The sequence below is a fragment of the Polymorphospora sp. A560 genome (assembly GCF_045781765.1).
Taxonomy (GTDB): domain Bacteria; phylum Actinomycetota; class Actinomycetes; order Mycobacteriales; family Micromonosporaceae; genus Polymorphospora; species Polymorphospora lycopeni.
Genome location: NZ_CP122282.1, coordinates 2,920,607 through 2,945,896 on the forward strand (window position 1 = coordinate 2,920,607; position 25,290 = coordinate 2,945,896).

The following is a 25,290-nucleotide window of genomic DNA, read 5'->3' on the forward strand; positions in this document are numbered from 1 at the left end:
GGACGGGGACCGGCACCGTCACAGTGGGGTGACTATCTTTCGCCGCATTCGTGCCACCGCAACCCTGTCCGTACTTTTGCTGACCGCCGCCGCCTGCGCCCAAGGTGGCAACGACGCCGGCGGTCCCGACCCCGGCCCGGTGTCCCTGGAGTCCGACGTGGCCGCCATCCGGGTCGACTACACCGGGGGCTTCAGCACCCCGGGCATGATCGCCGCCCGGCTACCGCTGATCGCCGTCTACGGCGACGGCCGGGTCATCACCCAGGGCCCGCAGGTCATGGTCTATCCCGGCCCCGCACTGCCCAATCTCCAGGTGCAGACGATCAACGCCAACGACGTCGACGCCCTGATCGAGCGGGCCCTGGCCGCCGGGGTGGGCCAGGCCACCGACTTCGGCCAGCCGCCGGTCGCCGACGCCGCCTCGACCCGGATCACCGTCACGACCAGTGACGGCGAGAAGGTGCTCGAGGTCTACGCGCTCGAGGAGACGCCCGAGGACGGCGCCGGGCTGAACGCCACGCAGGTCGACGCCCGCGCCAAGGTCAAGGAGTTCGTGGCGTCGCTGAACGACCTGTCGGGCACGCTCGGTGCCGGCGCGGTCGGCGCGCCCCAGCCGTACGTGCCGACCGCTGTCGCCGCGATCGCCGAGCCGTGGGTGGCCGGCGACCCGGCCCTGCCCGCCCCGCCGGAGGTCGCCTGGCCCGGCCCGGCGCTGCCCGGCAAGCCGGTCGGCCCCGGCCTGGAGGTCGGTTGCGTGAGCGCCGACGGCGAGGCCGCCACGAAGGTCCTGTCGGCGGCCGGTACGGCGACCTCGGCCACCCCGTGGACCTCGGAGGGCAAGAGCTTCACGGTCCACCTGCGCCCGTTGCTGCCCGACGAGACCGACTGCGCCGACCTGCTGGCCGGCTGATCCGGCCGGCCCGCCGACCTGACCGGCCCGGCCGACCGGCCCACCCGGCTGATCCGGCCGATCCGACCGCCGGGACCGTCACCCGTACGTGGTGGCGGTCCCGGCGTGTCCGGGCGCCCAATATGATCCTCACTCGGCGTTCCGACATTTCAGACCACCGCCTGCGAGGTTTTCCACGTGCAGCCCGACGACGTGCGGCGTACCGACGTATCCACCAGCCCGCCGGACGTGAAGCGGCCGACACGCCGCCGGGCGCTGGTCGCGGCGGCCGTCGCCGCGGCGGTGCTGCTGCCGGCCGGGGCCGCCGTCGGCTACGCCTACACCGGTGAGGTGCCGCGCGGGGTGACCGTCCTCGGTGTCGACCTGGGCGGGCTCGACCGGGCGGCGGCCGGCGAGGCGCTGCGCGCCGAACTCGCCCGGCGGTCCGCCGACCTGGCGGCGCCGGTCACCGTACGCGTCGAGGACCGGACGGCGCGGGTGGACCCGTCGGCCGTCGGGCTGGCCGTCGACGTGGACGCCACCGTCGCCGCCGCCGCCGACGCCCGGCCCGGGGTGTTCGCGCGCCTGTTCGGCTCGCCCACCGTCGACCCGGTCGTGGCCGTCGACCAGGGCCGGCTCGACGCGGCGTTGCGGGCGGCGGTCGGCGACGTCGGGCAGCCGGTGGTGGCGCCCGCCATCACGTACGACGGCACCACGCCCCGCCCGGTCTACCCGGAGTCCGGCCGGGTCCTCGACCCGGCGACGGCCGCCGGGGCGCTGCGCGCCGGCTGGCCGGACGCCCGCGAGGTGACCGTGCCGCTGCTCGACGTGCACCCGGCCACCACCACCGCCGACGTCGACCGGCTGCTCGCCGAACTGGCCAGGCCCGCGGTGAGCGGACCGGTCACGGTCACCACGGACCGTGGCGACCTGCCGGTGCCGCCGGCCGCGATCGCCAAGAGTCTCGTGTTCGCCGCCGACGACAGCGGCCGCATCGAGCCGCGCGTCGACGAGAAGGCGTTGCGGTCGGCGCTCGGCACCGGGCTGCGCGAGGTGGAGGTGGCGCCGAAGGACGCGACGGTCGTCCTCGACGGCGGGAAGCCGAAGGTGGTGCCCGGCACCGACGGGCAGCGCCTCGACACCGCCGCCCTGGGCCGCGACCTGCTCGCCGTGCTGCCCCGTACGGCCGACCGGCGGGTGGCCGGGACGCTGACGGCGGCGCGGCCGGCGATGACCGACGAGCAGGCGGCGGCGCTGGGGATCAGGGAGCGGGTCTCCACGTTCACCACCAACTTCACCGGCGGGCTGTCGGCACCGCGCAGCAACAACATCGTGACGATCGCCAGGGACGTCGACGGGACGATCGTGCAGCCGGGGGAGACCTTCTCGCTCAACGGGCACACCGGGGAGCGCAGCTACGCGCAGGGCTACAAGGACGCGCCGGTGATCATGGACGGCAAGCTGGTGCCGGGGGTCGGCGGCGGTACGTCGCAGTTCACGACCACCCTGTTCAACGCGACCTACTACGCCGGGCTGGAAGACGTCGAGCACAAGCCGCACTCGTACTGGTTCAGCCGTTACCCGCCGGTGATCGAGTCGACGATCTTCTACCCGAACCTGGACTTCAAGTTCCGCAACGACACCCCGTACGGGGTGTTGATCGACACGTCGTGGACGAGCGACTCGATCACGGTGTCGATCTGGAGCACGAAGATCTACGACAGCGTGAAGACCGAGTGGGGGCCCCGGCGCAACATCACCAAGCCGCGGGTGGTCCACCTGGAACCCGGACCGTCGTGCATCGCCACCAACGGCATCGACGGTTTCACCCAGGACGCCTGGCGGATCTTCCGCAAGGACGGCAAGGAACTCAAGCGGGAGAAGTTCAGTTGGCGTTACGACGCCGAGCCCCGCTTCGTCTGTGGCGGCTGAGCTGCGCTGTCCCATTCTCTGGGACCGGATTTTCCTTTGGGTATTCCTACCTGAATAGTGGGGCGCATGAAGGGTGCGGCTGACCTGACCAGGCGCCGGGTGGTCGACTACGGGTTGGTCTCCACGGCGCGCTGTTGCCAGTGACACCGCCGGCGTGCCCGCCGGCCGGACCGGCGTGCCCGCCGCCTGACCCGGTCCCCGCACGGAGCCGCCTGACGGCCGGACCCCGTCCCGGGTCCGCCGCCCGCTGACAGCGGTCCGGTCGACACCACCATCCGCACAAACCCATCGCGCACCGCCGGCCGGCGGGCGTCCCGTCCGGGCGCCCGCTTCGTCTGCGGTGCCGAGCCATGCCCCGCGACAGGAAACCCCCTCCGTGATCCAGATAACCGGTCTGCGCAAGGTCTACCGGACCCGCCGCACCGAGGTAGCCGCGGTCGACGGCGTCGACCTGACCGTCGCCAAGGGCGAGGTGTACGGCGTCCTCGGCCGCAGCGGTGCCGGCAAGAGCACCCTGCTGCGCTGCGTCAACATGCTCGAGCGCCCCGACGCCGGGCGGGTCGTCGTGGACGGCGTCGACCTCGGCGGCCTGCGCGAGGACGGGCTGCGCCGGGCCCGGCAGCGGATCGGCATGATCCACCAGCACTTCGCGCTGCTCGGGTCGCGCACCGCCGCCGGCAACGTCGCGTTCCCGCTGGAGATCATGGGGGTGTCCCGGGCCGAACGGGCCGAACGCGTCCGCGAACTGCTCGACCTCGTCGGCCTCGCCAACCGGGCCGGCGCCTACCCGGCCCAGCTCTCCGGCGGCCAGAAGCAGCGGGTCGGCATCGCCCGGGCGCTCGCCGGCCGGCCCACCGTGCTGCTCTCCGACGAGGCCACCTCCGCGCTCGACCCGGAGACCACCGGCTCGATCCTCGACCTGCTGCGCGACCTCAGCCAGCGGCTCGGGCTGACCGTCCTGCTGATCACCCACGAGATGGAGGTGGTCAAGCGGATCTGCGACTCCGCCGCGGTCATGCACGACGGCCGGATCACCGAGAGCGGCCGGGTCGCCGACCTGCTGCTGCGCCCCGGCGCCGAACTCACCCGGGGGATCTTCCCGCTCGGCCCGCCCCCACCGCTGAAGGGCGCGACCCTGCTCGACGTCACCGTGGTCGGCGCCGCCGCCGACGGCACCTTCGTCTCCGACCTCGCCCGCCGCTTCGACCTCGACGTACGCATCGTCGCAGGGGGAGTGGAGACCCTCGCCGGCACCCGCGCCGGCCGGCTGCGGCTGGCGCTGTCCGGAGCGGCGGCGGCCACCGACGGGCCCCGCGAATACCTGGGCAGCGCCGGCATTCTCGTGGAGGACCCCCGATGACCTGGGAAGACATGCTGCCCCTGCTGTGGGAGGGCAGCAAGGAGACCGCCTACATGGTCGGCGTGTCGACCGCCGTCACCGCGGTCGGCGGGCTGCTGATCGGCGTGCTGCTGGTGCTGACCGACCGGGGCGGGCTGCTCGCCGCCCGGCCGGTCAACGCCCTGCTCGGCCTGGTCGTCAACATCGGCCGCTCGCTGCCGTTCATCATCCTGCTGGTCGCCGTGATCCCGTTCACCCGGGCGGTGGTCGGGACCACCATCGGCACCACCGCGGCGATCGTGCCGCTGACCATCGGCGCGATCCCGTTCTACGCCCGGATCGTCGAGACCGCGATCCGCGAGGTCGACCCCGGCGTGGTCGCCGCCGCCCGTGCCATGGGCGCGTCGCGGACCGCGATCGTGGTCAAGGTCCTGCTCCGGGAGGCCCGGCCGGGCCTGGTCGCCGGTCTCACCATCACCCTGGTCGCCCTCGTGGGCTATTCCGCGATGGCCGGCGCGGTCGGTGGCGGCGGCCTCGGCGACCTGGCCATCCGCTACGGCTACCAGCGCTTCGAGACGGAGGTCATGATCGCCACCGTCGTGCTGCTCGTCGTCTTCGTGCAGCTGACCCAGAGCTTCGGCGACTGGGTCGCCCGCCGCCTGTCCCACCGCTGACCGCATTCCCGCATTGCTCGCCAACCGGTGGAGAAGCCACCGGCGAACCGAAAGAAAGGCCTTTCCCGTGCGACGCACCGTCCTCACCCTGCTCACCGCGGCCACCCTCGTCCTGGGTGCGGCCGCCTGCGGCTCCGACTCCGGCGACGGCGCGGCCGGGACCGGCCCGCTGAAGGTCGGCGTCAGCCCGGTGCCGCACGGCGAGATCCTCAAGTACGTCCAGGACAACCTGGCCGCCGCCGAAGGGCTCGAGCTGGAGATCGTCGAGTTCAACGACTACATCCAGCCCAACGTGGCCCTGCGCGACGAGCAGCTCGACGCCAACTACTTCCAGCACATCCCGTACCTCGACGAGGAGAAGGCGGCCAAGGGGTACGACTTCACCGCCCTGGCCCCGGTGCACATCGAGCCGCTCGGCGTCTACTCCAAGAAGGTCAAGAGCCTGGCCGAGGTGCCCGACGGCGGCGTGGTCGCCATCCCGAACGACCCGGCGAACTCCGGCCGGGCGCTGAACCTGCTGGCCGTGAACGGCCTGCTCACCCTCAAGGACGGCGTCGGCGTCAAGGCCACCGAGGCCGACATCGTCACCAACCCGAAGAACCTCAAGTTCGAGGCGCTGGAGGCCGCGCAACTGCCGCGCAGCCTCGACGACACCGCGATCTCGGTCATCAACGGCAACTACGCGATCGCGACCGGGCTCAACCCGGCCACCGACGCGCTGGCGCTGGAGAGCGGCGAGAACAACCCGTTCGCGAACCTGGTCGTGGTGCGGGCCGGCGACGAGACCGACGAGCGGATCGTGAAGCTGGAGAAGCTGCTGCACTCCGCGCAGGTCAAGCAGTTCATCGCCGACAAGTACCAGGGCTCGGTGCTGGCCGCGTTCTGATCCCACCCGGCGGGTGCCGCGGGCGTACGGACGCCCGCGGCACCCGCCGTTCGCGCAACCCCGCCGGTGGCGGTGGATGAGGGCGTCGCGCCCGGCGGTCAGCCGACCGCGGCGGCCTCTTCCTCTTCCACCCGGCGGTTCCAGTCCGCCTTCGACGACTGCCAGCCGTCCTCGTCGGCCCCGAGCCGCCAGTAGCCCGAGATCGACAACTGCTCCCTGGTCACCCCGTGCTCGACCCGCAGGAACCGGCGCAGCTCCTTCACGAAGTGCGCCTCGCCGTGCACGAACGCCTGCAGGGTCCCGGGCGGGAACTCCAGCGCCCGGACCGCCTCGACCAGCGCCGCGCCGACCGGCCGGTCACCCCGGTGCAGCCACACCACCTCGGCCCGCCCGTACGTGGAGAGCTTCTGCTCCTCGTCCGGCCCGGACACCTCGATGAACACCTTCGCCAGGGCTCCCGCGGGCAGCCGCTCGACCGACGCGGCGATGGCCGGCAGGGCACTCTCGTCGCCGGCCAGCAGGTGCCAGTCGGCGTCATCGGCCGGGGCGTACGCGCCACCGGGGCCGAGGAACATGATCTCGTCACCCGGCCGGGCGGCGGCCGCCCACGGGCCGGCCAGCCCCACGTCGCCGTGGTGGACGAAGTCGACCGTCAGCTCGCCGACCGTCGGGTCCCAGCGGCGCACGGTGTAGGTCCGGGTTCGCGGCCACTGCTCGCGCGGCATGTCGCGGCGGATCGCCGCGATGTCGAACGGGGCCGGGTAGTCGACCCCCGGGACCGGGAACAGCAGCTTCAGGTAGTGGTCGGAGTAGGTGCCGGCGCTGAACCCGGCGAGCCCCGGACCGCCGAACACCACACGGATCATGTGCGGCGTGAGCCATTCGGTGTGTACCACCGTGGCCTGGTGGACCTGAGGCGTCCTGCGATCCGTCATAGGGTTAGGTTAACCTAAGTCGGCCGGTAGTCGAGAGGGCACCGAGCGTGGTTCTCGGCGATCCGGTGTCGGAAACTCGCCATCACGCTCACCGCCCGGCCCGGTCCAGCCGGTGTGCCAGCAGCACCTTGCCCCGGTCGCCGGCCCGCTCGCCGTCGTCGCGGACCCCCCGCAGCCACCCCGCCAGCTCGGCGTCGCCGGCCCGGTCGGCCTCGCGCGCGTACGCGTCCATCCGCCAACTGTTCTCCAGCACCAGTTGCAGCGCCGTGATCAGGTCGGTCTCGGTGTCCTCGACGGGCTCCACCAGGTCCATCACGCGCATCACGCACCTCCGTCCGGCGCCTTCCCGCCGGCAGCCGGACTATGCCGGCGGGAGGCGCGGGGCACCCGGGATGGCACGACTACGCCGCCGTGGCGCGGGTAGCCGACCGGTATGGCAGCACAGATCCCGGACCGGCGCCGGTTCGTACGGCAACTCGTCCGCCACGGCGGGCGCGGCTTCGCCGAGGAGTACGGCCTCCCGGTGCTGAACAACCCGGCCAACCTCTACCAGTTGCTCAGCCTGGCCCAGATCCTGCGCGGATCGGCCGACCACCGGCGGGCGACCGCCGCCGCCCGGGCACTGCGCGACCGGGGCTGGAACACCGCCGCCCGGATGGCCGCCAGCCCGGACGGGGAACGGGCCGCCGTGCTGCGCGCGTACGACCAGCGGGCCGCCGGCACGCTCGCGCGACGGCTCGGCGCGACCGCGGCCGCCCTGGCCGAACGGTACGGCGGCGACCCGCGCCGGCTGCGGACCGCCGCCCGCCGCGACCCGGCCGCCGAACGGGCTCTGCTGCGCGAACTGCCGGGCGTCGACGACGGCGTGATCGACCTGTTCTTCCGCGACGTCCAGGTGCTGTGGCCGGAGATCGGCCCGTTCGCCGACCGGAACGCCCTCACCGCCGCCCGCCGGCTCGGGCTCGGCAGTTCGGCACAGGACCTGGCCGACCTGACCGGGCGCCGGGAGTCGGAGAAGCTGGCCTGGCTGGTCGGGGCGCTGGCCCGGATCGAACTCGACGGCAGCTACGCGCAGGCCCGCCAGCTCGCGACCGCCTGACGCGACGCGCTATCCGCGTGCCGTCGGCAGCGCCGCCCAGACGATCTTGCCGCCCTGGGCGGGGATGACCCCCCAGGCACGCGACTGCGACGCCACCATCGGCAGCCCACGGCCCCGCAACGCGACCGGCCCGGCGACCGCCGGGCCGTCGCCGTCCCGGGTCGCGGGCACCGGCGCCATCGCGCTGCGGTCGGCCACCCCCAGCCGCAACAGTCCCCGGTGGCACCGTACGGTCACGTCGATATCGGTCCCGGCGTGCTCGACGGCGTTGCTCACCAGCTCGGAGACGATCAGCTTGGCGTCGTCGACGACGTGCTCCAGGCCCCAGCTCCGGCAGGCGCCGTCGACCAGCTCCCTGGCCCGGCCGGGGGCCTGCGGCGCCGCGGCGAGCCGGGCGTGCGTCCGCCGGACGCCGGGCACGTCGGGCAGCGCGCCGGCCGCCGCGACCGCCTGCGCCCGGGCCGGGAGCACCCGGGGCCCGTGCCGGCCGGCCGCCAGCCGACCGGCGAGCCTCGGCGTGGCACCGTGTGCCAGCACCGACACGCCGGGTAGCCGGGCGCCGCGACGCAGCACCACCGGCAGCAGCGTGGCCGGCACCGCACCCACCATCACCACGTCCGACAGGTCCACGACGACCGCCCGGGGGAAGTGCGCCAGGCACCGCTGCAGGGCGAACCGCGACGCGGCCACCGCCGGCATCGTCAGTGGCCCGCGCAGGGTGAGCAGAAGCGCCCCCGAGTCCACGTCCGCCGACATCACCGCGAAGGCCCTCATCGCCCGTCCACGCTCAAACCCCGTCCACGCATATCCAGCCGCCGGGGATCGAACAGAGCGAGAGCCGACCCGGCGCGCGGGTACAGGTACCCACCGGACGGGCCGGCCTACACCTGATGCCGGTCAGAGATTGCCGCGCCGCTCCTGCTCGCGCTCGATCGCCTCGAACAGCGCCTTGAAGTTGCCCTTGCCGAACCCGAGCGAGCCGTGCCGCTCGATCAGCTCGAAGAACACCGTCGGCCGGTCCCCGACCGGCTTGGTGAAGATCTGCAGCAGGTAGCCGTCCTCGTCCCGGTCGACCAGGATGCCGCGCTTCTTCAGCTCCTCGATCGGCACCCGGACCTGCCCGATCCGGGCCCGCAGCGCCGGGTCCTCGTAGTAGGAGTCCGGCGTCGACAGGAACTCCACGCCCTCGGCCCGCATCGCGTCGACGGTGCGGACGATGTCGTTGGTCGCCAGCGCCAGGTGCTGCGCGCCCGGTCCGCCGTAGAAGTCCAGGAACTCGTCGATCTGCGACCGCTTGCGGGCCACGGCCGGCTCGTTGAGCGGGAACTTCACCCGGTGGTTGCCGTTGGCGACCACCTTGCTCATCAGCGCCGAGTAGTCGGTGGCGATGTCGTCGCCGATGAACTCGGCCATGTTGACGAAGCCCATCACCCGGTTGTAGAAGGCGACCCAGTTGTCCATCTCGCCGAGTTCGACGTTGCCGACCACGTGGTCCAGCGCCTGGAAGAGCCGCTTCGGCGCGCCGTCGCGCCGGACGTACTCGGACTGCCGGGCGACGTAACCGGGCAGGTAGACGCCGGTGTAGCGGGACCGGTCGACCAGCGTGTGCCGGGTGTCGCCGTACGCGCCGATCGCGGCGATCCGCACCGTGCCGTGCTCGTCGGAGACGTCGTGCGGTTCCTCCAGCACCTTCGCCCCCTGCGCGCGGGCGTGCGCCACGCACCGGTCGACGTCGGGCACCTCCAGCGCGATGTCGCTGACCCCGTCGCCGTGCCGGCGGTGGTGGTCGTGCAGCGGGCTGGCCGGGTCGACCCCACCGGAGACCACGAACCGGCACGAGCCGCTCTTGAGGACGTACGCCTTGTGGTCGCGGTTGCCGGTCTCCGGTCCGCTGTACGCGACGAGTTCCATCCCGAACGCCGACTGGTAGAAGTGCGCGGTCTGGGTCGCGTTGCCGACGACGAAGACGACCGCATCCCAGCCGGTGACCGGGAACGGGTCGCCGCTCGCGTCGTACTCGACCAGGCCCACGAGCTGCTTGAGCTGCTGGAGGTCCAGGTCGGCCTGGCGTTCCTGCGGGGTGAGGGTCGGCTGGATCGTCATCGGTCCACCTCCGGGGTTGGTCGTCGTACGCCGATGTGGCGAGCGAACCGCACCCTCCGGTGTTGTGCAACAGTTCGACCGTGTGCTGGTCAGGGTGTACAGAATGCGAAGCCACCTCGTCGGATCACTGTGCAGGATGACTATCGTGGTGCGGGTGAGTGCGGAACTCGACCATCTCGACGCCCGGCTGCTCGACCTGTTCAGCCGCGAGCCCCGGATCGGGGTCCTCGAAGCGTCCCGGCAACTGCGGGTGGCCCGGGGCACGGTCCAGGCCCGGCTCGACCGGCTGCTCGCCCGTGGGGTGATCCGCTCCTTCGCCCCGGAGGTCGACCCGGCGGCACTCGGCTATCCGGTGACCGCGTTCGTCAGCGTCGAGATCACCCAGTCGGTGGGGCACGAGGCCGTCGCCGGCCTGCTGGTGGACATCCCGGAGGTGCTGGAGGCGCACACCATCACCGGCACCGCCGACATGCTGCTGCGGGTCGTCGCCCGGTCGAACGCCGACCTCCAGCGGGTCATCGACCGGCTGGTCGCCACCGCCGCGATCGAGCGGGCCGCCAGCACCATCGCGCTGCAGACCCAGATCCCGTACCGGGTGCTGCCGCTGGTGCACGAGGCGGCGGCCGCCGATCCGGCCGGCGCGCCGGCCGGGGTCAGGCGACGACCTCCCGCACCGGGTGCTCCTGGATGACCGGGCGGTCCCGGTCCCGTTCGGACGTACGACGAGAACCGGGTCGACGTCCCTCCGGCGGGGGAGACCTGCCGGATCGCGAACATGATCTGCGGCATGTCCCAGTCCGGCGACTACGGCCGGTCCCACCGCCCTGCCGCCGCTGACCCAGCTCAACCCGGGGGCCGCGGTCCTCGCCGCGATCGGGATGGTCACCGGCGCCCGGCGCCGGGCCTGGTCCGACCACCGGATCATGGAGTACATCCCGGGCTGAGCGGGCCCGGGGCACCCTCCGGTGCCCCGGGTTCCGCCGTCAGCCGGCGAGCGAGCCCGCGGCGGCGACCAGGTAGAGGCAGCCGCCGATCGCGACCGCCACCCCGGCGGCCGCGGGCAGCCAGGCCACCAGCGTCGACGCCCAGGCCCACCGGCTCGTACGGCCGGACAGCAGCGCGAAGCCGCGGATGGTGATCACGCCGACCCCGGTGAGGGTGAGCGCCATGCCCACCCCGAAGGCGATGACGAGCAGGACGGCGTCCAGCGCCCGCCCGGTGAGCAGGCCGCTGACCAGCACCAGGAAGGCCGAGGGGGAGGGCAGCAGGCCGCCGGACAGGCCGAGGGCGACCAGGCCACGGCGCGACCACGGGTCGGTCGGCGCGGGGGCGGGGGCCGCGGGCTCGGCGGGCGTGGCCGGGGCTTCGGCCGCCCGCTCGGCGACGACGACCTGGCCGGCCTCCTGGCCACCGGCCGGGCCGGCCGGGGAGTGCGGGTGGTCGTGCCCGTGCCCGTGGTCATGCGAGTGGCCGTGCCCGTGATCGTGCGAGTGGCCGTGGCCGTGGCCGTGCCCGTGCCCGTGCGAGTGCCCGTGATCGTGCGAATGGCCGTGCGAGTGGCCGTGGCCGTGCGAGTGGGAGTGGCCGCCGCCCCTGATGTGGCGGTAGGTGAGGTGCACCCCGACCCCGATCACCACCAGGCCGGCCAGCACCTGCATCCAGGCGGTGACCCGCTCGGTGCCGAACCCGGCCAGGCCGCTGACGCCGACCCAGGCCACCGCGAGTACCAGCACCGAGAAGGTGTGCATGATCGCGACGATCAGCCCGAGCCGCAGCGCGTCCCGGTACCGGCCGCGGGTGCCGACCAGGTACGCCGCGGTCACGCTCTTGCCGTGTCCGGGGGCGACCGCGTGGGCGGCCCCGACCCCGAGCGCCACCAGCAGTGCCAGCCAGAACACGGCACCGCTGTCGAAGAGGGCGACCAGCCGGCCCTCGATCCCGCCAAGCCCGTTCATCGCCGGGGTTCCTCTCGGTCGCTGGGGTCGTTCACGCCCGCCGCCCGCGACGGCGGCGTACGAGGAAGAAGGTGATGATGCCGATCGCGGCGACCCCGGTGCCGGCCGCGACCGTCGTGACGGCCGTGGTCATGCCGCCGCCGGACGGGTCGAACCGGATCTGGTGGGTGGTCGCCTCGGCGGTGAAGAGGGTCTGTGTCGGCGCCGCCTTGGCGGTGAGCATCGTGCGGTACGCCGGGTTCAGGTCGGTCAGCGTACGCAGCGTGACGTCGACCTCGGTGACCGGCGCGGGGCAGTCGAAGGTGAACCGGGCACCGCGCTCGAGCAGCCGGTCGAGGGTGTCCAGCGACCCCTCGCAGGCGTTGCCGGTCTGGCTGACGGTGAGGTTCGCCAGCAGGTAGCCGCGTACGGCCTCGGAACGCTCCAGCTTCTGCTCGCCGGTCAGCGTGACGTCGACCGGGCCGGTGGTCGGGTCCTCGAACGCGCCGAGCGACTGGCCGAGCGCGACCCAGTCGTCCTCGGCCGCCTTCCACACCAGTTCGATCCGCGAGCCGTCGACGCGTACGTCGGCGGTCGACGGCGGCCCGAACGGGTGAGCCGAGGCGGGAGCGGCCGGGGCGAGCGACAGCGCGCCCACCAGCCCGGCCGCGGCGGCGAGCAGGGCGCCCGCCAGCGTACGCGTCGTCACCGCGTATCTCCTGTTCCGTGCCGACCGGGGGCGGGCCGGTCGCCCGGCCCGCCCCCGGCACGGTGTCACTTGGTGATGGTGAGAACCGGGCTGGTGATCTGCTGGTTCTTGCTGACCAGGTACACCTGGTAGGTGTCGCCCGGCTTGGCACCGGACGGCAGGGTGAAGGTGTAGTTGAACTTGCCCAGCTCGTCGGCCTTCTTGACCGCGATCCGGGTGCCGTTCTTGTCCTCCGGCTCGGTGGTGCGCCGGAAGTACACCGTCACGTCCTCGCCCGGGTCGTAGCCGTAGGCCTTGAAACCGAGCTTGCTGAGCTGCTGGATGTCGGTCTTGGCGACCTCGACCTGCTCACCCTTGGTGTTCTCCGGGGTGCGGAAGTCGTTGACGGTCCGCTCGCCGGCGTCGTTCTTGCGGATGGTGAAACCGTCGTGGTGCTCGCCGTTGGCGTAGCGGGCCTCGAACCGGATCTGGTCCTTGTCCACGTCGATCATCTGGTAGAGCTGGGTGTTCTGGCTGGTGCTGCGTACCTCGGCACCGTTGCCGGTCCAGTTCTGACCGTTGTTGAGGGCGTACATCTTGCCGCCGGACACCGAGACGACGTAGGCGACACCGTTGTGGACGGTGGTCGACTTGCGCGCGGTCTGGAGGTTGCCCCGGCCGTACGAGTGGTCGTGGCCCTGCAGGACGAGGTCCACGCCGTACTTCTCGAACAGCGGGCCCCACTGGGCACGCACGTTGGGGTTGTTGCGCGAGCCGGTGGTGGAGTAGACCGGGTGGTGGAAGGTGACGACCGTCCACTTGTTCGGGTTGTCCGCCAGCACACCCTCCAGCCACGCGGTCTGCGCGGCCATCAAGGTGGCGTTGCTCTGGTAGTTCGTGTCCAGACCGACGAACCGCACGCCCTGGTAGTCGACGTAGTAGACGGTCTGCTTCAGCTCCGCGGCACCCGGGCCGTTGTCCGGGTACGGGAACTGCGGCCGCCAGAACTGCGACAGGCCACCGCTGTACTCGTGGTTACCCGGCACCGAGATGCTGTTGATCTGGCTGTTGATGAAGCCGTCGGCGTTGTGCCACTGGCCCCACTGCTCTTCGCTGTTGGCGTGGTCGATCAGGTCACCGGCGTTGACGATGACCTTGGCCTCCGGCCGGTCGGCGAACGCCTGCCGGAAGACCCGCGGCACGGCGGTGTCGATGTTGTTCTGCGCGTCACCGTAGTAGATGAACGAGAACGGCGAGGCGTCCGCGGCGGCCGTGGTGAAGTCGATCCACTCGCTCCAGTTGGTGCCGTCACCGACCCGGTAGGAGTAGCGGGTGTCCGCCTTCAGGCCGGTGAACTCGACGGTGTGGTGCGTCGAGGCGTAGCCCAGCGAGGTGTTGACCGAGTTGGTGGCCGAGGCCATCACCTTGGTCGCGGTGGTGCCGGACGGGACGTTGCCGTTCACGAAGGCCCGCGGGGCCTCGATGATCTCGGCCTGCGCCCAGTTCGCCGGCGCCTCGGCGCGCCAGGTCACCTTCTGCGAGGTCGACGGTGTGGTGGTCGGGATGAGGATGATCCGGTCCGGAACCGGGCTCGGCTTGTGGATCTCCGCGGCGGGGAACTTCGCCGGCGGCGAGTCACCGAACGCGGCCGGGCTCATCGCGAAGCCGCCGACGAGCAGCGCGGCGGCGCCGATCGCGGCGAGCTTGGCCTTGTTCGGCGCGCTCACCCACCGTGTCTTGATGTTGCTCAAGGGGTCGTCACCCTTCTCCGATTGCAACTGGCCCACCGGCAGGGGTGCCGGCGGACAACCGCATTCAGCCGGGAGCGACCGACGCAGGTGCGACGTCAGGTTGGCCAACAGATGAATTGATCATGGTCCTGACCAGCTTGAACGGTCCCGTAACCGGGCGGCCGTCCATGATCAACCTGAGGTCCGTGAACCGTTCACCCTGGGCCGCCTAGGATCCGGCGAGCGGTCCGAACGGAACGCTCTGAGCAGGGTGTACGCCCCGGCCGGACGCCATCGACGCGCGTCGCCGCGGGCGGGTGCCCCGGATCCGTGGGAGGTCGGGCGTGGTTGGGGAGGAAGCGGCGTCGGATGCGACCACGGCGCCCGGCTGGCGCCGGCTGCGCTGGCCGCTGCTCGGGCTGGCCGTGGTGCTGGCGCTGCTGCCGGCGACCGAGCCGCTGCGGGCCGCGCCCGTCAAGGGCGACAACTTCATCGACGCCCAGACCGCCGGCATCCTCGACATCGAGGGCGGCGAGTGCTTCTCCGACCCGGCATACCTGGCCCGTGCCGGGGACGTCGTCGTGCTCTACCGGTCCTGCGACGACGGGGCCTACAACCAGTCGTACGGCTTCCTGCACGCCCCCGACGGCCCCTGGAACCGCCCGGCGCTGGCGGCGTTCGCCTGGGCCGGCTGTGAACGCGACTTCCAGGCCCGGTGGGGCAGCCGTGACGAGTCCGGCCTGGACTTCTACCCGATCCTGCCGACCGAGGAGACCTGGGCGAACGGCGACCGGGACGTGATGTGCGCGGTCCACAACCCGGAGGGGGCGCTCGGCGGCTCCAAGCTGCCGCTGGCCCGCTGACCCGACTCATCCGCACCGGGGGAGGGCCGGTCACCCGGCGCGGCGCGACGATCGTGGCGGAAGCCATGATCCCGCGTCGAGAGGCCGGCCATGAAACGCATCATCGAGATCGTTCCCGCCCGACCCGGCTGGTACGCCCGCTGGCGGCAGTCGCCGGAGGCGACCCGCTCGTACCCGGTCACGGTGTGGGCGCTGGTCGAGGACACCGACGTGCCGACGCGTGAGGTGGTCGGGGTCGACTCGATCGGCCAGTGGCCGGGCGCCGACGACAACGAGAGCGGGTGGGACTTCGTCCGGTATGTCTATCAGGCGCCCGAGGCGGGCGAACCCGACGACGCGTCCAACCCGGTGGGTGCCGACGTCGAGGGGCCGAGTCCGGTGCGTGCCTGAATCTCGAACACCTCGTCGAGCCCGGTACGCGCCAGCAGTTGCCGCAGGTGAGGGCCGGCCCCGGCGAGCCGCATCCGGCCGTCGGCGGTGCGGCACAGGTGGGACACCTCGATCAGGGCCCCGAGCCCCGACGAGTCGCAGATGCCCAGCGTGGACAGGTCGACGACCAGGTCTCGGCAGCCGTCGCGCACCACCTGCCCGGCCACGCGCAGCAGGTGGTCGGCACTGTCGTAGTCGAGGTCCCCGGAGAGGCTCAGCCGCGCCGACCGGGGCGGCCGGCGGACGACCTCGACGGTGAGCGTGTCCGGTGCCATCGGGGAGTGATACCCGTCCTCGGACGGGCCGGAAACCTGTCCTGGATTCCGCATGTCGCTCATCCGGTCGACTCCCAGGCGCCTTCGGCGGCACCCCACGCCGCGCCGGGCCGGCCCGGCGGCCGGGCGAGGAGGTCGCCGACGCCGGTGACCTCCAGGATCGCGGCCAGGAACGGCGGCGTGCCACGCAGTTCGAGGGTGGTGCCCGCCTCGTGGCCGACCCGCCAGCCGTGCACGATCACGGCCAGGCCGGTGCTGTCGATGAACCGCAGGCCGGCCACGTCGACGGTGACCAGCGACGGCTCGCCGGCGACCAGCCGGGCGAGTTCGTCCTGCAGCACACCGGAGGTCTGGAAGTCGAGGTCGCCGCCGACCGTCACGACGGGGCGGGTGGGGTCGGTCACATCGACGCGGACGGCGAGCGGCGTGCCTCCGGCGCGTTCGCCACGAAGCATGCCAATCACGCCCTTCCGGACCTTCGAGTGGCGGGATAGAGCCGGATGATGGCTCAGCCTAACCCGAGCCCGCCCGTCCGTACGGGCCGGTCCCGGCCCGGAACCACCCCGGCGGTGCTCCGGTGGCGGCCCGGACGGATCGGCGTAGGGTGGTTGACGCGGGCCCCGGCGACCCGGCCGCCCCACACAGCAGACGTAGTTGTCCAGCGAAGGAGTGGGGCCGGAGCAGGTGGACACCGAGGCCAGGGACACTGACCCGGGCGGGACCCGGATCCGCACGTCGGATCCGGGCGACGCGCCGGGCCGGGCCCGCACGGCTCCGGCCACCCCGTCCGCGCCCGCCGCCGGAGCCGGCGGTGACGCCCCCGACGCGGCCGGCTGGCCCCGGGTCGCCGACAACTTCCGCGAGGGCCTGGTCATCTGCGACGCCGCGCACGTGGTCCGCTACATCAGCCAGGTCGCCGCCCGGCTGCTGCCCGAGCTGACCGCCGGAGAACTCGTCACCGTGGGTCCGCTGCGCGACGCCCCCGGCGGCGACGACGTGCCGGCCGTCGAGTTCGGCCACGGCGGCCGCCGGCTGCGGGCCCGCCGGGTGCCGCTCACCTCCCACCGCTTCGCCTGGTACGTCGAGGACGTCACCGACTCCGTCGAGCGCGCCGACGCCCTTCTCGCCGAGCGGTCCCGGTCCCGGTTCCTGGCCAGCGCCAGCCAGAAGCTCGGCAACCCCCTGCACGAGGACCGGGCGGCCCGCGCCGCCGTCCGTCTCGCCGTACCCACCCTCGGTGACGTCGCCGTACTGGTGCTGTCACCCCGCAAGGGCCGGGTCCGGTGGTGGCGCGCGACCGGGGCCGACGACGACACCACCACCGTCGACGGCGGCACCCTGCCCGAGGACGCCCTGCCCGACGCCGTCGCGCAGGCGCTCGCCGGGGTCGAGGCGCACGCCGCCGACTGGCTCGAAGACCAGCTCACCGAGGCCGGCTGGCTGCCCGGACTGGCCGTACCCGACGTCACCGCCCGGGCGGTCACGCTGCCCGGCAGCGGCGCGCCGACCGGCGCGCTGGTCGTCGCCCGGCCCGCCGACGAAGCGTTCGACGACCCCGACCTGCAGACCCTGCGCGGCTTCGCGGCCCGCGCCGGGGCCGCCCTCAACGCCGCCGTCCTCTACCGCGACCAGGCCGAGATCGCCGAGACGCTCCAGGCCAGCCTGCTGCCCGCACAGCCCGAACCGGTGCCCGGCCTGCAGTGGGGCACCGCCTACCGGCCGGCGCAGGCCACCCTGCGCATCGGCGGCGACTTCTACGGCGCGCACCCGCTGCCCGACGGCGGCTCGCTGTTCTTCCTCGGCGACGTCTCCGGCAAGGGCGTGGAGGCGGCCGTCTTCACCGGCCAGCTCCGGCAGGGCATCCAGGCCCTGCGCCGGGTCGAGAGCGACCCGAGACGGCTGCTGCAGCTGCTCAACGACTCCGTCCTCGAATCCACCCGGGCGCACGGGCAGGGCCGCTTCGCCACCATCGTGCTCGGCGTCGCCCATCCCGCCCGCGACGGCGGCCTGACCCTCACCCTGGCCGGCGGCGGCCACCTGCCACCGCTGCTGCTGCGCGCCGACGGCGAGATCGAGGCCGTCACCCTCAAGGGCATGCTGATCGGTGTCGTCCCCGACCCGCGGATCGGCCAGGCCACCGTGCACCTCGCGGCCGGCGAGACGTGCCTGCTCTACAGCGACGGCGTCACCGAGGCCCGCGGCGGCCGCTACGGCGACGAGCAGTACGGGGCCACCCGTCTCGTCGAGGCCGTCACCGGCTGCCACACCATGCCCGCCCCCGCCCTCGCCGAGCGCGTCGAACAGGTGACCTGCGACTGGCTCGCCGGACGCGACCACGACGACATCGCGGTGCTGACCGTCAAGGCCCACCCGGCCGGCGGCCGCCGCACGTCGGCCGCCCGGCACCTGCACGCCGTACCCGATCAGCGGCCCGGGCCCGAACCGGCCCCGTCCGCCCGGCCGGCCGCCGCCGAGGCGGGCCCGCCCCGCGCCACCGCACCGGAGGACCAGCGCCAGTGACCGCCCCCGCACCGACCGCCGCCGGCCCCGTCGAGGCATATCCGGAATTCCTCGACTGCCTCGCCGCCGCCGACGAATACGCCGCCACCGACGTCGCCCTGCGGCTGCTCGAAGAGGGCGTACCCGCCGAACGGGTGCTGCTCGACCTGATCGCGCCCGCCCAGGAACAGGTCGGCCGGTGGTGGCAGCGCAACGTGTGGTCGGTCGCCCAGGAACACGCCGCCACCCACGTCAGCGAGCGGGCGGTCGCCGCCGTCGCCGCCCACACCCGGGTACGCCCGCACCTCGGCCGGGTCGTCGTGTCGTGCATGGACGGCGAGTGGCATGCCCTGCCCGCCCGCCTGGTCGGCGAGGTGCTCCGGCTGCGCGGCTGGGACGTCGCGTTCCTCGGCGCCAGCGTGCCCGCCGCCCACCTGGTGTCCTACCTGCACCGCGACGACGCGCACGCGGTCGCGCTGGCCTGCGCGCTGCCGATGCGGCTGCCGCACGCCCACCGGATGATCGAGGCGTGCCGGCGCGCCGACGTACCGATCCTCGTCGGCGGCCGCGGCTTCGGCCCCGACGGCCGGTGGGCCCGTCGCCTCGGCGTCCACTGGGCCGGCGACGCGACCGCCGCCGCCGACCTGCTCGCCGACGAGCGGCGGCTGCACCGGCCGCCGTCGGAAGACCTCGACCACCTCGCCGACGACGAATACCCCGGCCTGGTCAAGAGCCGCGCCGACCTCATCGACACCGGCCTGCGCGACCTCACCGCCCGGGTGCCCTCGATGGCGGACTACACCACCGCCCAGTTCGACTCGACGGTCAGCGACCTCGGCCACATCGTCGACTTCCTCACCGCCGCCGTCTACGTCGACGACGACGCCCTGTTCACCTCGTTCATCGCCTGGATGGTCGAGGTGCTCGACAGCCGGAAGGTGCCGCCGCGCACCCTCGACCGCGTCCTCGACGTCTACGCCGAGACGCTGCACGACTTCCCGCGCGCCCACCGGTTCCTGCACGCCGGCCGCGCCGCCGTACGCTCCTAGGATGCTCGCCCAGCAGCGCCAGGCGGTGATCCTGGACCGGGTACGGCTCACCGGCGGCGTACGCGTCACCGACCTCGCCGCCGAGTTCGGCGTCTCCGACATGACGATCCGCCGCGACCTCGAGGTGCTCGCCGACCGCGGCCTGCTCGCCAAGGTGCACGGCGGGGCGACGACCGTCCACCCCGGCGCCACCGACGAGCCCGGATTCGCGGCCAAGTCCGACCGCCAGCGCGGCGAGAAGGCCGCGATCGCCGCCCGCGCCGCCCACCTCGTACGCCCCGGCATGGCCGTCGCCCTGTCCGCCGGCACCACCACCGCCGAACTCGCCCGGTGTCTGGTCGACGTGCCCGGGTTGACGGTGGTGACGAACTCGATCCCGGCGGCCGACATCCTGCACCGGGCCGCCCGGCCCGACCACACCGTGGTGCTGACCGGCGGCGTACGCACCCCGTCCGACGCCCTGGTCGGGCCGGTCGCGGTGGCCGCGATCCGGACCCTGCACCTGGACCTGCTGTTCCTCGGCGTGCACGGGATGAGCGTGCGGGCCGGCTACACCACGCCGAACCTGATGGAGGCCGACACCGACCGGGCCCTGGTCGCGGCGGCCGACCGGCTGGTGGTGCTCGCCGACCACACCAAGTGGGACACCGTCGGGATCTCGTCGATCGCGGCCCTGGACCGGGCACACACCGTGGTCACCGACCCCGGCACCCCGGACGACGCGCTGGCGGCCCTGCGTGAACACGTGCCGGACGTGGTCGTCGCCGGCTGAGGCGCGGCGTCACAGGCCGCTGCACGGCCGCCCGTCGATGGTGCAGCCGGCGGGGCGCTTCGGGCCGAACACCGACTCGCCGGTGACGTCGAACCGGAACCGGGCCGACCCGCCGGGCGGCGCCGCCGCGCCGGTGAACGTCACCGTACGACCCTCCTGGGTGTACTCCGCCCCGGTGACCCCGCCCACCGTCCCCGAGTCGGTGAGGGTGATCGTGACCGTCCAGCGGGCGGCGGTGTCTCCCGGATTCTCGACGGTGACCTCGCCGCGATAGCCGAACGCCGCCGTCGACAGCCGGTTGAACTCGGCCTGGAGGGGTACCGCGGCCGGCACGCCGGCGGTGGGCCGCGCCGACGAGGACCCGCTCGGGCTCGCCGACGGCGACGCCGTGGGCGCGGCCGACGCCGCCAGCGGCGGCCGCGTCGGGGTCGCCGTCACCTCGCCGGGCCCCGACGTCAGCGGCGCCGGCAGGTAGGGCCCCGAGCCGGGCGCCGGCCTCGCCGACCGGTCCGCGTCGTCGCCACCGGACAGCGCGACCACCGCGACCAGCCCGGCGGCGAGCAGGGCGACCGCGACCGCGCCGCCGGCCAGCACCGCGCGCCTGTTGCCGGCCAGCACCGCGCGGCCCTTGCCGGCCAGCGTCGCCAATGGTCCCGACGGCAGCGCCCGCCGGGCACCGCCACGCCGCGTCACCGGGCCCACCCCGTCGGCGTCACCCGCGCCGGCCGGCTCGGCCGGGCCGGCGAGATCGACCTCGGAGAACGCGAGCCAGTCGAGCACGGCCGGCAGGCGCCCGGTCAGGACGTGCTCGTACGTCTCCTCCAGCTGCTCGCGGTGCTCGTCGTACCACTGGTTGACGAAACACGACTGGTGCAGGGTGAGCCGGGAACCGGCGTCGGTCGGCTCCAGCTCGTAGACGACCAGGGTCTGCACGCGGTCCAGCCGCCACTCCATGGACAGCCGGCGCGGCTCGCCGTACTCGAGGAGCCGAGCCACGACCGGGCCGTTGAAGCCGGGCATGTCGGTCGGGCGTAGCTGGAACTGCGAGCCGATCCGCGGGACCATGTCCGTCTCCCCGAACCACTGCCCGAGCAGGCGAGGCTCGGTCAGCGCACGCCATACCCGGGTGGCGGGGTGGGATAGGTCCACATCTACCCGTATGTCAGCCACCGGGCGACTTTACGGCCTCGGTCCAGGCGGCCGAAACCGGCCTCCCCCGGCTGCCTCCACCAGCGCCGACGGCCACCGCCGCCGGGGCGGTCAGTCGGTCTGCGGCAGCCTGTCGAGATCGGGATCCCAGCCGTCGTCGTCGATGTCACCCTCGGTGGTCTCGCCCGGCGCCGACGCCGGTTCCGGCGCCGGATCGGCGCCCGGGACCGGGCCCCCGCCGCCGACGTTGGGCAACACCGCCGTCGGGAACTCCACCGATCCGGGCTCGTGCACGTCGTACCGTCGCGCCGTCATGACTGTCACGCCCACGAGCGTATGCAGCCACCCGTCCCCACCGGGCCGTTTTCCCCCGCACCGCCCCCGTGCCGTCCGCGTACCGTCCGCAGGGTCGGCGCGGGGTCGGGGCGTTGATCAAGGAGAAGTTACGCGACAAATCCGGCGAACCGCCCACGTCTTCTCCTTGATCGGGCCGGGCCGGCGGGGGCGGGCCGACGGGGCGGGCCGGCGGGAAATCGGTTGGGGGACGGCGTGGGGTTGGCTTAGCGTGGCCGCCATGGCAGCCACGCACGCTCTGATCAACAGCGCCGCGCCGGTCCGGTACGGCTCGCTGCTCGTGTCGCGCCCCCGGATCCGGCCCGCCCTGGCCCGCCAGGACGCGTCGGCGACTGACTGACCTCACCCAGCTTCCCGCGCGTCACCGCGCACGCCAGGGCCATCCGAGTCCAGATCCGCTCGGACAGGCCCCGCTTCGTGCTGCCTGTCCACGCCCGCCGCCCGGCGTCCCCGCCGGCCGGCAGACAGGACACCGGCTGTGGCACCACGCGCTTCGCGCCCCAATCTCCCGAACCCCGGGCGGCGACCCGCCGCCTCCCACCCCCCGCAGCACTCGGAGTCGTACCCGGACACTCCCGGCACCGGGCGATCCGACGACGTCGGCCGCCAGCCCTCGGCATCCGACTTCCGGCGGCGCTCCGCCGCGCCGGACTCCGATCGACGTGCCGGCCGTGAGCCGGACCCGGGTCGACGGCCCGTCCCTGATCCGGCCCCCGGTCGGCACACCGTTCCCGCCCCGGACCGGCAGTCCGGCGGCTTCCCACCGCGCCGGGCGCCGAACCGTACCGGTGTCGACCGGACGCGCCGGATCCTGTCGCAGAACTTCCTCACCGACCCGGCCGTCGTCGAGAGCTTCGTACGCGCCGCCCGGCCCGGCCCGGACGACGTCGTCGTCGAGGTCGGCGCCGGTCGGGGCCACCTGACCCGGGCGCTGGCCGGCGCCGCGGGGCGGGTCGTCGCGTACGAGGTCGATCCCGGTCTCGCCGCGGACCTGGCGGCGACGTGCCGGACCCTGCCCAACGTCACCTGCCGGATCGAGGACTTCCTGCTGGCCCGGCCGCCGCGCGGACCGTTCGCGCTGGCGGGCAACATCCCGTGGGCGATGACCGCCGCGGTCGTCGACTGGTGCCTGGCCGCGCCGACGCTGACGGCGGCGACCCTGCTCACCCAGTGGGAGTACGCCCGCAAGCGCACCGGCGGCTACGGCCGGTGGAGCCGGCTGACCGTGCTCACCTGGCCGTCGTTCGAGTGGCGGCTGGCCGGCCGGGTGCCCCGTACGGCGTTCCGCCCGGTGCCCCGCGTCGACGCCGGGGTGCTGCGGTTGGAGCGCCGCCCGCGGCCGCTGCTCCCATCCACGGCGTTGCCGGCGTACGAGCGGCTGGTCGGGATCGGGTTCGGCGGTGTCGGCGGTTCGCTGTACGCCTCACTGCGCCGGCACCATCCGGTCGGCCGGCTGGATGCCGCGTTCCGGGCGGTTCGGCTGGACCGGGCCACGGTCGTCGCCGACGTGTGGCCGGAGCAGTGGCTGACCCTGTTCCGCCTGCTGCACGCCCCCACCCGCCGCCACTGACCCCAAGATCCGCGTGATCAGGGAGTAAGTCGGGCGTGTCGTCGGCGCGCCTCACCACAAACTCCCTGATCACCGGGATCTTGCCGCCGCCCGCCGCCCGCCGCCCGCCGCCCGCCGCCCGCCGCCCGCCGCCCAGCACGAAGATCCGCGTGATCAGGGAGTTTGGATCGAGGCGCGCCGACGACACGCCCGACCTACTCCCTGATCACGCGGATCATGAGGTGGGACGACTTGGGGCTACGGGTCAGGGGATTCGGTCGGCGCCGGGTACGCCCGCGCCGGCCGCCGGGGGAGTGGCCGACGCGTTGCCGGCCGGGTAGCTGTACGGCGGCCGGGCGACGGTGTCGTCCTCGCGCAGCCAGTCGTCCTTCTCCTTGCCGCTGTCGTTGGCCCGGGTGATGGTGGCCGGGTCGTACCAGTTGTTGTCCGTCCAGGTCAGCCGGGTGTCGCCGAAGTCCTCGGTGATCGTCTTGGCGCTCACCACGTAGTTCGCGTCGGCGTACACCTGGCCGCCGACACCGAGCCCGACAAAGTAGTCGTCGACCTCGACGTAGTTGGCGAAGAGGTGGGCGTAGCCGAACCGGACCCGCGGGTGCCGGGTGTTGGAGCCGTCCATCCAGTTGTGGTGGTACGTCACCCGCAGGTAGCCGCGGTCCTGGGCGCCGTTGTTGTCGCTGTGGCCGAGCAGCATCGACTTGTCCGTGCCGACGAACCGGTTGTACGAGGCGGTCACCAGGTCGGAGCCGCGCTTGATGTCCAGCGAGCCGTCGTTGGACGGGTGGAACGTGTTGTGGTCGATCCACACGTGGTGCGAGTAGCACTGCACGTTCACCGAGTCGTCCGGCGAGTTGCGGAAGGACAGGTTGCGGACGATCACGTTCTGGACGGGGGTGAACCGGTCGCGTTCGGCGGGGTCGCAGATGTCGCCGCCCCACGCGATCTCGTCCGGCCCCCAGCCGTTGATGTCGAGCCCGAATCCGCTGATCGTCGCGTTCGTGCCGACGCCGATGATCGTCTTGTTGGAGCCGATGTCGAGCATGTCGGCGCCGGAGCCGGTGATGGTGCCGGAGACGCGGACGATCCGTGGCACGTCGTCGGCGACGGCGGCCGCCAGTTGCGCGTAGCTGGTCACGGTCACGGTCGGCCCGCCGGCGCCGCCGGTGGTGCCGGTACGGCCGTACCCGCTGACGGTGGCGAAGCCGATCAGACCGTCCACGTTGCCCGGCTGGCCGGTCGGCGGCGGCGTGGTCGGCGGCGTCGTCGGGGGCGGGGTGGTGGGCGGGGGAGTCGTCGGCTGGCCGGTCGGGGGCGGCGTGGTCGGCGGTGGCGTGGTGGGCGGGGCCGTGCCGCCGCTGGTCACCACCACGTCGTCGAAGGAGGCCGAGGAGTACGACGTCTGCAGCCCGATGCGGCCCGCGGACGACACCGAGCTGGTGCCGGAGGCGAACTGCGCGCCGTTGACCGACCCGCTGACGGTGGTGCCGTTCGTGGTGATCGACAGGGTGTACCAGGTGCCGTTCGCGACGGTGCGCGAGGAACTGCCGAGTACGGTCACCGAGCTGCCCCGGACCGCCTGTAGTTCGGCCCGGCCGGGCAGCAACGCCAGCCGGTAGAACGTGGTCGACCCGGAGGCCCGTGACAGCAGGCCGACGAATCCGTTGGAGCCGAGGCTGACCGGCTTGACCCGGGCCTGGACGGTGTAGTTGGTCAGGCTGGTCGAGGCGTTGAAGAGGCGGGCGTTCTCACTGTCGGTCTTGGACTGCCGGGCGACCTGCGATCCGTCGGCGACGACGGCCCAGGTGCCGCCGGACTTCGCCCAGCCGCTGATGTTGCGGTCCTCGAAGTTGGCGCTGAACTCGGTGGCCGCGCTGGCGGCGGGGGAGAAGGCGACGGCGGCGGCGGTCAGCGCGCCGATCGTGGCGGCGACGACGGGTATCTTCCGCCTGGATTTCGGGCGCGGGAGACCACGCTGATCCATGGTGGACCTTCCTTGAGCGGGAATTCGGACCGTCCGTCCGGATAATGTGAACTGACTAGGAAAGCGCATTCCTGAAATCAGAACGTAACTTCCGATTTGATGGGTGTCAACGTTATGCAACAATCCTGCAAATCCGTTTCCTG

At 73.1% G+C, this 25,290-nt stretch carries 25 protein-coding genes; 13 read left to right on the forward strand and 12 right to left on the reverse strand.

The window, feature by feature from the left end; genetic code table 11:
- Positions 1–28 precede the first annotated feature (28 nt).
- The 5 genes from QCD66_RS13160 to QCD66_RS13180 all read left to right on the forward strand — a co-directional run bounded on the left by QCD66_RS13160 (position 29) and on the right by QCD66_RS13180 (position 5,720).
- Complete coding sequence (locus QCD66_RS13160) at positions 29–910, forward strand: hypothetical protein (RefSeq protein ID WP_364217719.1); 882 nt, start codon at positions 29–31, stop codon at positions 908–910.
- Between the two features lie 177 nt (positions 911–1,087).
- The gene (locus QCD66_RS13165) at positions 1,088–2,821 is read left to right on the forward strand and encodes a VanW family protein (RefSeq protein ID WP_375736214.1); all 1,734 of its coding nucleotides are present in this window, start codon (positions 1,088–1,090) and stop codon (positions 2,819–2,821) included.
- A gap of 376 nt (positions 2,822–3,197) precedes the next feature.
- Positions 3,198–4,181: a methionine ABC transporter ATP-binding protein gene (locus QCD66_RS13170; RefSeq protein WP_375736213.1), complete on the forward strand. Its 984-nt coding sequence runs from the start codon at positions 3,198–3,200 to the stop codon at positions 4,179–4,181.
- Positions 4,178–4,834, forward strand: coding sequence for a methionine ABC transporter permease (locus QCD66_RS13175; protein WP_364217725.1), 657 nt, complete (start codon positions 4,178–4,180; stop codon positions 4,832–4,834). The genes QCD66_RS13170 and QCD66_RS13175 overlap by 4 nt, the downstream gene beginning before the upstream one ends.
- A gap of 67 nt (positions 4,835–4,901) precedes the next feature.
- Positions 4,902–5,720 carry a MetQ/NlpA family ABC transporter substrate-binding protein gene (locus QCD66_RS13180; protein WP_357534798.1) on the forward strand — a complete coding sequence of 273 codons (819 nt, stop codon included), beginning with the start codon at positions 4,902–4,904 and terminating at the stop codon, positions 5,718–5,720.
- Between the two features lie 98 nt (positions 5,721–5,818).
- On the opposite strand, the gene QCD66_RS13185 is transcribed toward QCD66_RS13180, so the two are convergent.
- The gene (locus tag QCD66_RS13185; protein WP_375736212.1) at positions 5,819–6,655 is read right to left on the reverse strand and encodes a siderophore-interacting protein; all 837 of its coding nucleotides are present in this window, start codon (positions 6,653–6,655) and stop codon (positions 5,819–5,821) included.
- A gap of 88 nt (positions 6,656–6,743) precedes the next feature.
- On the reverse strand, positions 6,744–6,977 hold the full coding sequence (locus QCD66_RS13190) for a hypothetical protein (RefSeq protein ID WP_375736211.1): 234 nt from the start codon (positions 6,975–6,977) through the stop codon (positions 6,744–6,746).
- Positions 6,978–7,088: 111 nt separating this feature from the next.
- Here QCD66_RS13190 and QCD66_RS13195 point away from each other — a divergent pair, with 111 nt between their 5' ends.
- Entirely contained in the window at positions 7,089–7,754 is a 666-nt protein-coding gene (locus QCD66_RS13195; RefSeq protein WP_407567143.1) for a hypothetical protein, read from the forward strand.
- A 9-nt stretch (positions 7,755–7,763) separates the two neighbouring features.
- Here the strand turns inward: QCD66_RS13195 and QCD66_RS13200 are convergent, their stop codons facing one another.
- Complete coding sequence (locus QCD66_RS13200) at positions 7,764–8,528, reverse strand: ATP-binding protein (RefSeq protein ID WP_407567144.1); 765 nt, start codon at positions 8,526–8,528, stop codon at positions 7,764–7,766.
- 123 nt (positions 8,529–8,651) lie between these two features.
- Positions 8,652–9,857 carry a 4-hydroxyphenylpyruvate dioxygenase gene (gene hppD, locus QCD66_RS13205; protein WP_375733757.1) on the reverse strand — a complete coding sequence of 402 codons (1,206 nt, stop codon included), beginning with the start codon at positions 9,855–9,857 and terminating at the stop codon, positions 8,652–8,654.
- A gap of 136 nt (positions 9,858–9,993) precedes the next feature.
- Between hppD and QCD66_RS13210 the strand changes: the two genes are divergently transcribed.
- A complete protein-coding gene (locus QCD66_RS13210; protein WP_375733758.1) occupies positions 9,994–10,548 on the forward strand; it encodes an Lrp/AsnC family transcriptional regulator in 555 nt (184 codons plus the stop codon).
- 292 nt (positions 10,549–10,840) lie between these two features.
- Here QCD66_RS13210 and QCD66_RS13215 read toward each other — a convergent pair whose 3' ends face one another.
- The 3 genes from QCD66_RS13215 to QCD66_RS13225 form a co-directional block, all read right to left on the reverse strand.
- Complete coding sequence (locus QCD66_RS13215; protein WP_375733759.1) at positions 10,841–11,812, reverse strand: hypothetical protein; 972 nt, start codon at positions 11,810–11,812, stop codon at positions 10,841–10,843.
- Positions 11,813–11,843: 31 nt separating this feature from the next.
- The gene (locus tag QCD66_RS13220) at positions 11,844–12,500 is read right to left on the reverse strand and encodes a hypothetical protein (RefSeq protein ID WP_375733760.1); all 657 of its coding nucleotides are present in this window, start codon (positions 12,498–12,500) and stop codon (positions 11,844–11,846) included.
- Between the two features lie 65 nt (positions 12,501–12,565).
- Positions 12,566–14,206 carry a fibronectin type III domain-containing protein gene (locus QCD66_RS13225; protein ID WP_375733761.1) on the reverse strand — a complete coding sequence of 547 codons (1,641 nt, stop codon included), beginning with the start codon at positions 14,204–14,206 and terminating at the stop codon, positions 12,566–12,568.
- Positions 14,207–14,553: 347 nt separating this feature from the next.
- Between QCD66_RS13225 and QCD66_RS13230 the strand changes: the two genes are divergently transcribed.
- Entirely contained in the window at positions 14,554–15,072 is a 519-nt protein-coding gene (locus QCD66_RS13230; protein ID WP_364217743.1) for a hypothetical protein, read from the forward strand.
- A gap of 90 nt (positions 15,073–15,162) precedes the next feature.
- Entirely contained in the window at positions 15,163–15,462 is a 300-nt protein-coding gene (locus tag QCD66_RS13235; RefSeq protein ID WP_364217745.1) for a hypothetical protein, read from the forward strand.
- Here the strand turns inward: QCD66_RS13235 and QCD66_RS13240 are convergent.
- Both QCD66_RS13240 and QCD66_RS13245 read right to left on the reverse strand, forming a co-directional pair.
- Positions 15,378–15,839: an STAS domain-containing protein gene (locus QCD66_RS13240; RefSeq protein ID WP_375733762.1), complete on the reverse strand. Its 462-nt coding sequence runs from the start codon at positions 15,837–15,839 to the stop codon at positions 15,378–15,380. The two genes, QCD66_RS13235 and QCD66_RS13240, sit on opposite strands and share 85 nt — an antisense overlap.
- Positions 15,836–16,231, reverse strand: coding sequence for an STAS domain-containing protein (locus tag QCD66_RS13245; protein WP_364217809.1), 396 nt, complete (start codon positions 16,229–16,231; stop codon positions 15,836–15,838). Before QCD66_RS13245 ends, QCD66_RS13240 begins: the two co-directional genes overlap by 4 nt.
- A gap of 199 nt (positions 16,232–16,430) precedes the next feature.
- Here QCD66_RS13245 and QCD66_RS13250 point away from each other — a divergent pair, with 199 nt between their 5' ends.
- The 3 genes from QCD66_RS13250 to QCD66_RS13260 are packed head-to-tail and all read left to right on the forward strand — an operon-like array spanning position 16,431 to position 20,096.
- The gene (locus QCD66_RS13250) at positions 16,431–18,296 is read left to right on the forward strand and encodes a PP2C family protein-serine/threonine phosphatase (protein ID WP_375733763.1); all 1,866 of its coding nucleotides are present in this window, start codon (positions 16,431–16,433) and stop codon (positions 18,294–18,296) included.
- Positions 18,293–19,324, forward strand: coding sequence for a B12-binding domain-containing protein (locus QCD66_RS13255; protein WP_375733764.1), 1,032 nt, complete (start codon positions 18,293–18,295; stop codon positions 19,322–19,324). Before QCD66_RS13250 ends, QCD66_RS13255 begins: the two co-directional genes overlap by 4 nt.
- A 1-nt stretch (position 19,325) precedes the next feature.
- Positions 19,326–20,096 (forward strand): DeoR/GlpR family DNA-binding transcription regulator, encoded by a 771-nt coding sequence (locus QCD66_RS13260; protein ID WP_364217753.1) that lies wholly within the window; start codon positions 19,326–19,328, stop codon positions 20,094–20,096.
- Between the two features lie 9 nt (positions 20,097–20,105).
- Here QCD66_RS13260 and QCD66_RS13265 read toward each other — a convergent pair whose 3' ends face one another.
- Together QCD66_RS13265 and QCD66_RS13270 are read right to left on the reverse strand one after the other, a co-directional pair.
- Positions 20,106–21,266, reverse strand: a complete 1,161-nt coding sequence (locus QCD66_RS13265; protein ID WP_407567145.1) for an SRPBCC domain-containing protein — start codon at positions 21,264–21,266, stop codon at positions 20,106–20,108.
- 90 nt (positions 21,267–21,356) lie between these two features.
- A complete protein-coding gene (locus tag QCD66_RS13270) occupies positions 21,357–21,569 on the reverse strand; it encodes a hypothetical protein (RefSeq protein WP_364217757.1) in 213 nt (70 codons plus the stop codon).
- An 838-nt stretch (positions 21,570–22,407) separates the two neighbouring features.
- Between QCD66_RS13270 and erm the strand changes: the two genes are divergently transcribed.
- Positions 22,408–23,169 carry an ErmE/ErmH/ErmO/ErmR family 23S rRNA (adenine(2058)-N(6))-methyltransferase gene (gene erm, locus QCD66_RS13275; protein ID WP_375733802.1) on the forward strand — a complete coding sequence of 254 codons (762 nt, stop codon included), beginning with the start codon at positions 22,408–22,410 and terminating at the stop codon, positions 23,167–23,169.
- A gap of 244 nt (positions 23,170–23,413) precedes the next feature.
- Here erm and QCD66_RS13280 read toward each other — a convergent pair whose 3' ends face one another.
- The gene (locus QCD66_RS13280; RefSeq protein ID WP_375733767.1) at positions 23,414–25,147 is read right to left on the reverse strand and encodes a family 16 glycoside hydrolase; all 1,734 of its coding nucleotides are present in this window, start codon (positions 25,145–25,147) and stop codon (positions 23,414–23,416) included.
- Positions 25,148–25,290 lie beyond the last annotated feature (143 nt).

Excerpts from the sequence above, each read along its gene's own strand:
- QCD66_RS13185 (WP_375736212.1), bottom strand. The coding sequence starts at position 6,655 with ATGACGGATCGCAGGACGCCTCAGGTCCACCAGGCCACGGTGGTACAC.
- QCD66_RS13210 (WP_375733758.1), top strand. The coding sequence starts at position 9,994 with ATGACTATCGTGGTGCGGGTGAGTGCGGAACTCGACCATCTCGACGCC.
- QCD66_RS13260 (WP_364217753.1), top strand. The coding sequence starts at position 19,326 with ATGCTCGCCCAGCAGCGCCAGGCGGTGATCCTGGACCGGGTACGGCTC.
- QCD66_RS13215 (WP_375733759.1), bottom strand. The coding sequence starts at position 11,812 with ATGAACGGGCTTGGCGGGATCGAGGGCCGGCTGGTCGCCCTCTTCGAC.
- QCD66_RS13175 (WP_364217725.1), top strand. The coding sequence starts at position 4,178 with ATGACCTGGGAAGACATGCTGCCCCTGCTGTGGGAGGGCAGCAAGGAG.
- QCD66_RS13200 (WP_407567144.1), bottom strand. The coding sequence starts at position 8,528 with ATGAGGGCCTTCGCGGTGATGTCGGCGGACGTGGACTCGGGGGCGCTT.
- QCD66_RS13245 (WP_364217809.1), bottom strand. The coding sequence starts at position 16,231 with ATGCTTCGTGGCGAACGCGCCGGAGGCACGCCGCTCGCCGTCCGCGTC.
- QCD66_RS13280 (WP_375733767.1), bottom strand. The coding sequence starts at position 25,147 with ATGGATCAGCGTGGTCTCCCGCGCCCGAAATCCAGGCGGAAGATACCC.
- QCD66_RS13240 (WP_375733762.1), bottom strand. The coding sequence starts at position 15,839 with ATGAGCGACATGCGGAATCCAGGACAGGTTTCCGGCCCGTCCGAGGAC.
- QCD66_RS13190 (WP_375736211.1), bottom strand. The coding sequence starts at position 6,977 with ATGCGCGTGATGGACCTGGTGGAGCCCGTCGAGGACACCGAGACCGAC.
- QCD66_RS13195 (WP_407567143.1), top strand. The coding sequence starts at position 7,089 with ATGGCAGCACAGATCCCGGACCGGCGCCGGTTCGTACGGCAACTCGTC.
- QCD66_RS13235 (WP_364217745.1), top strand. The coding sequence starts at position 15,163 with ATGAAACGCATCATCGAGATCGTTCCCGCCCGACCCGGCTGGTACGCC.
- hppD (WP_375733757.1), bottom strand. The coding sequence starts at position 9,857 with ATGACGATCCAGCCGACCCTCACCCCGCAGGAACGCCAGGCCGACCTG.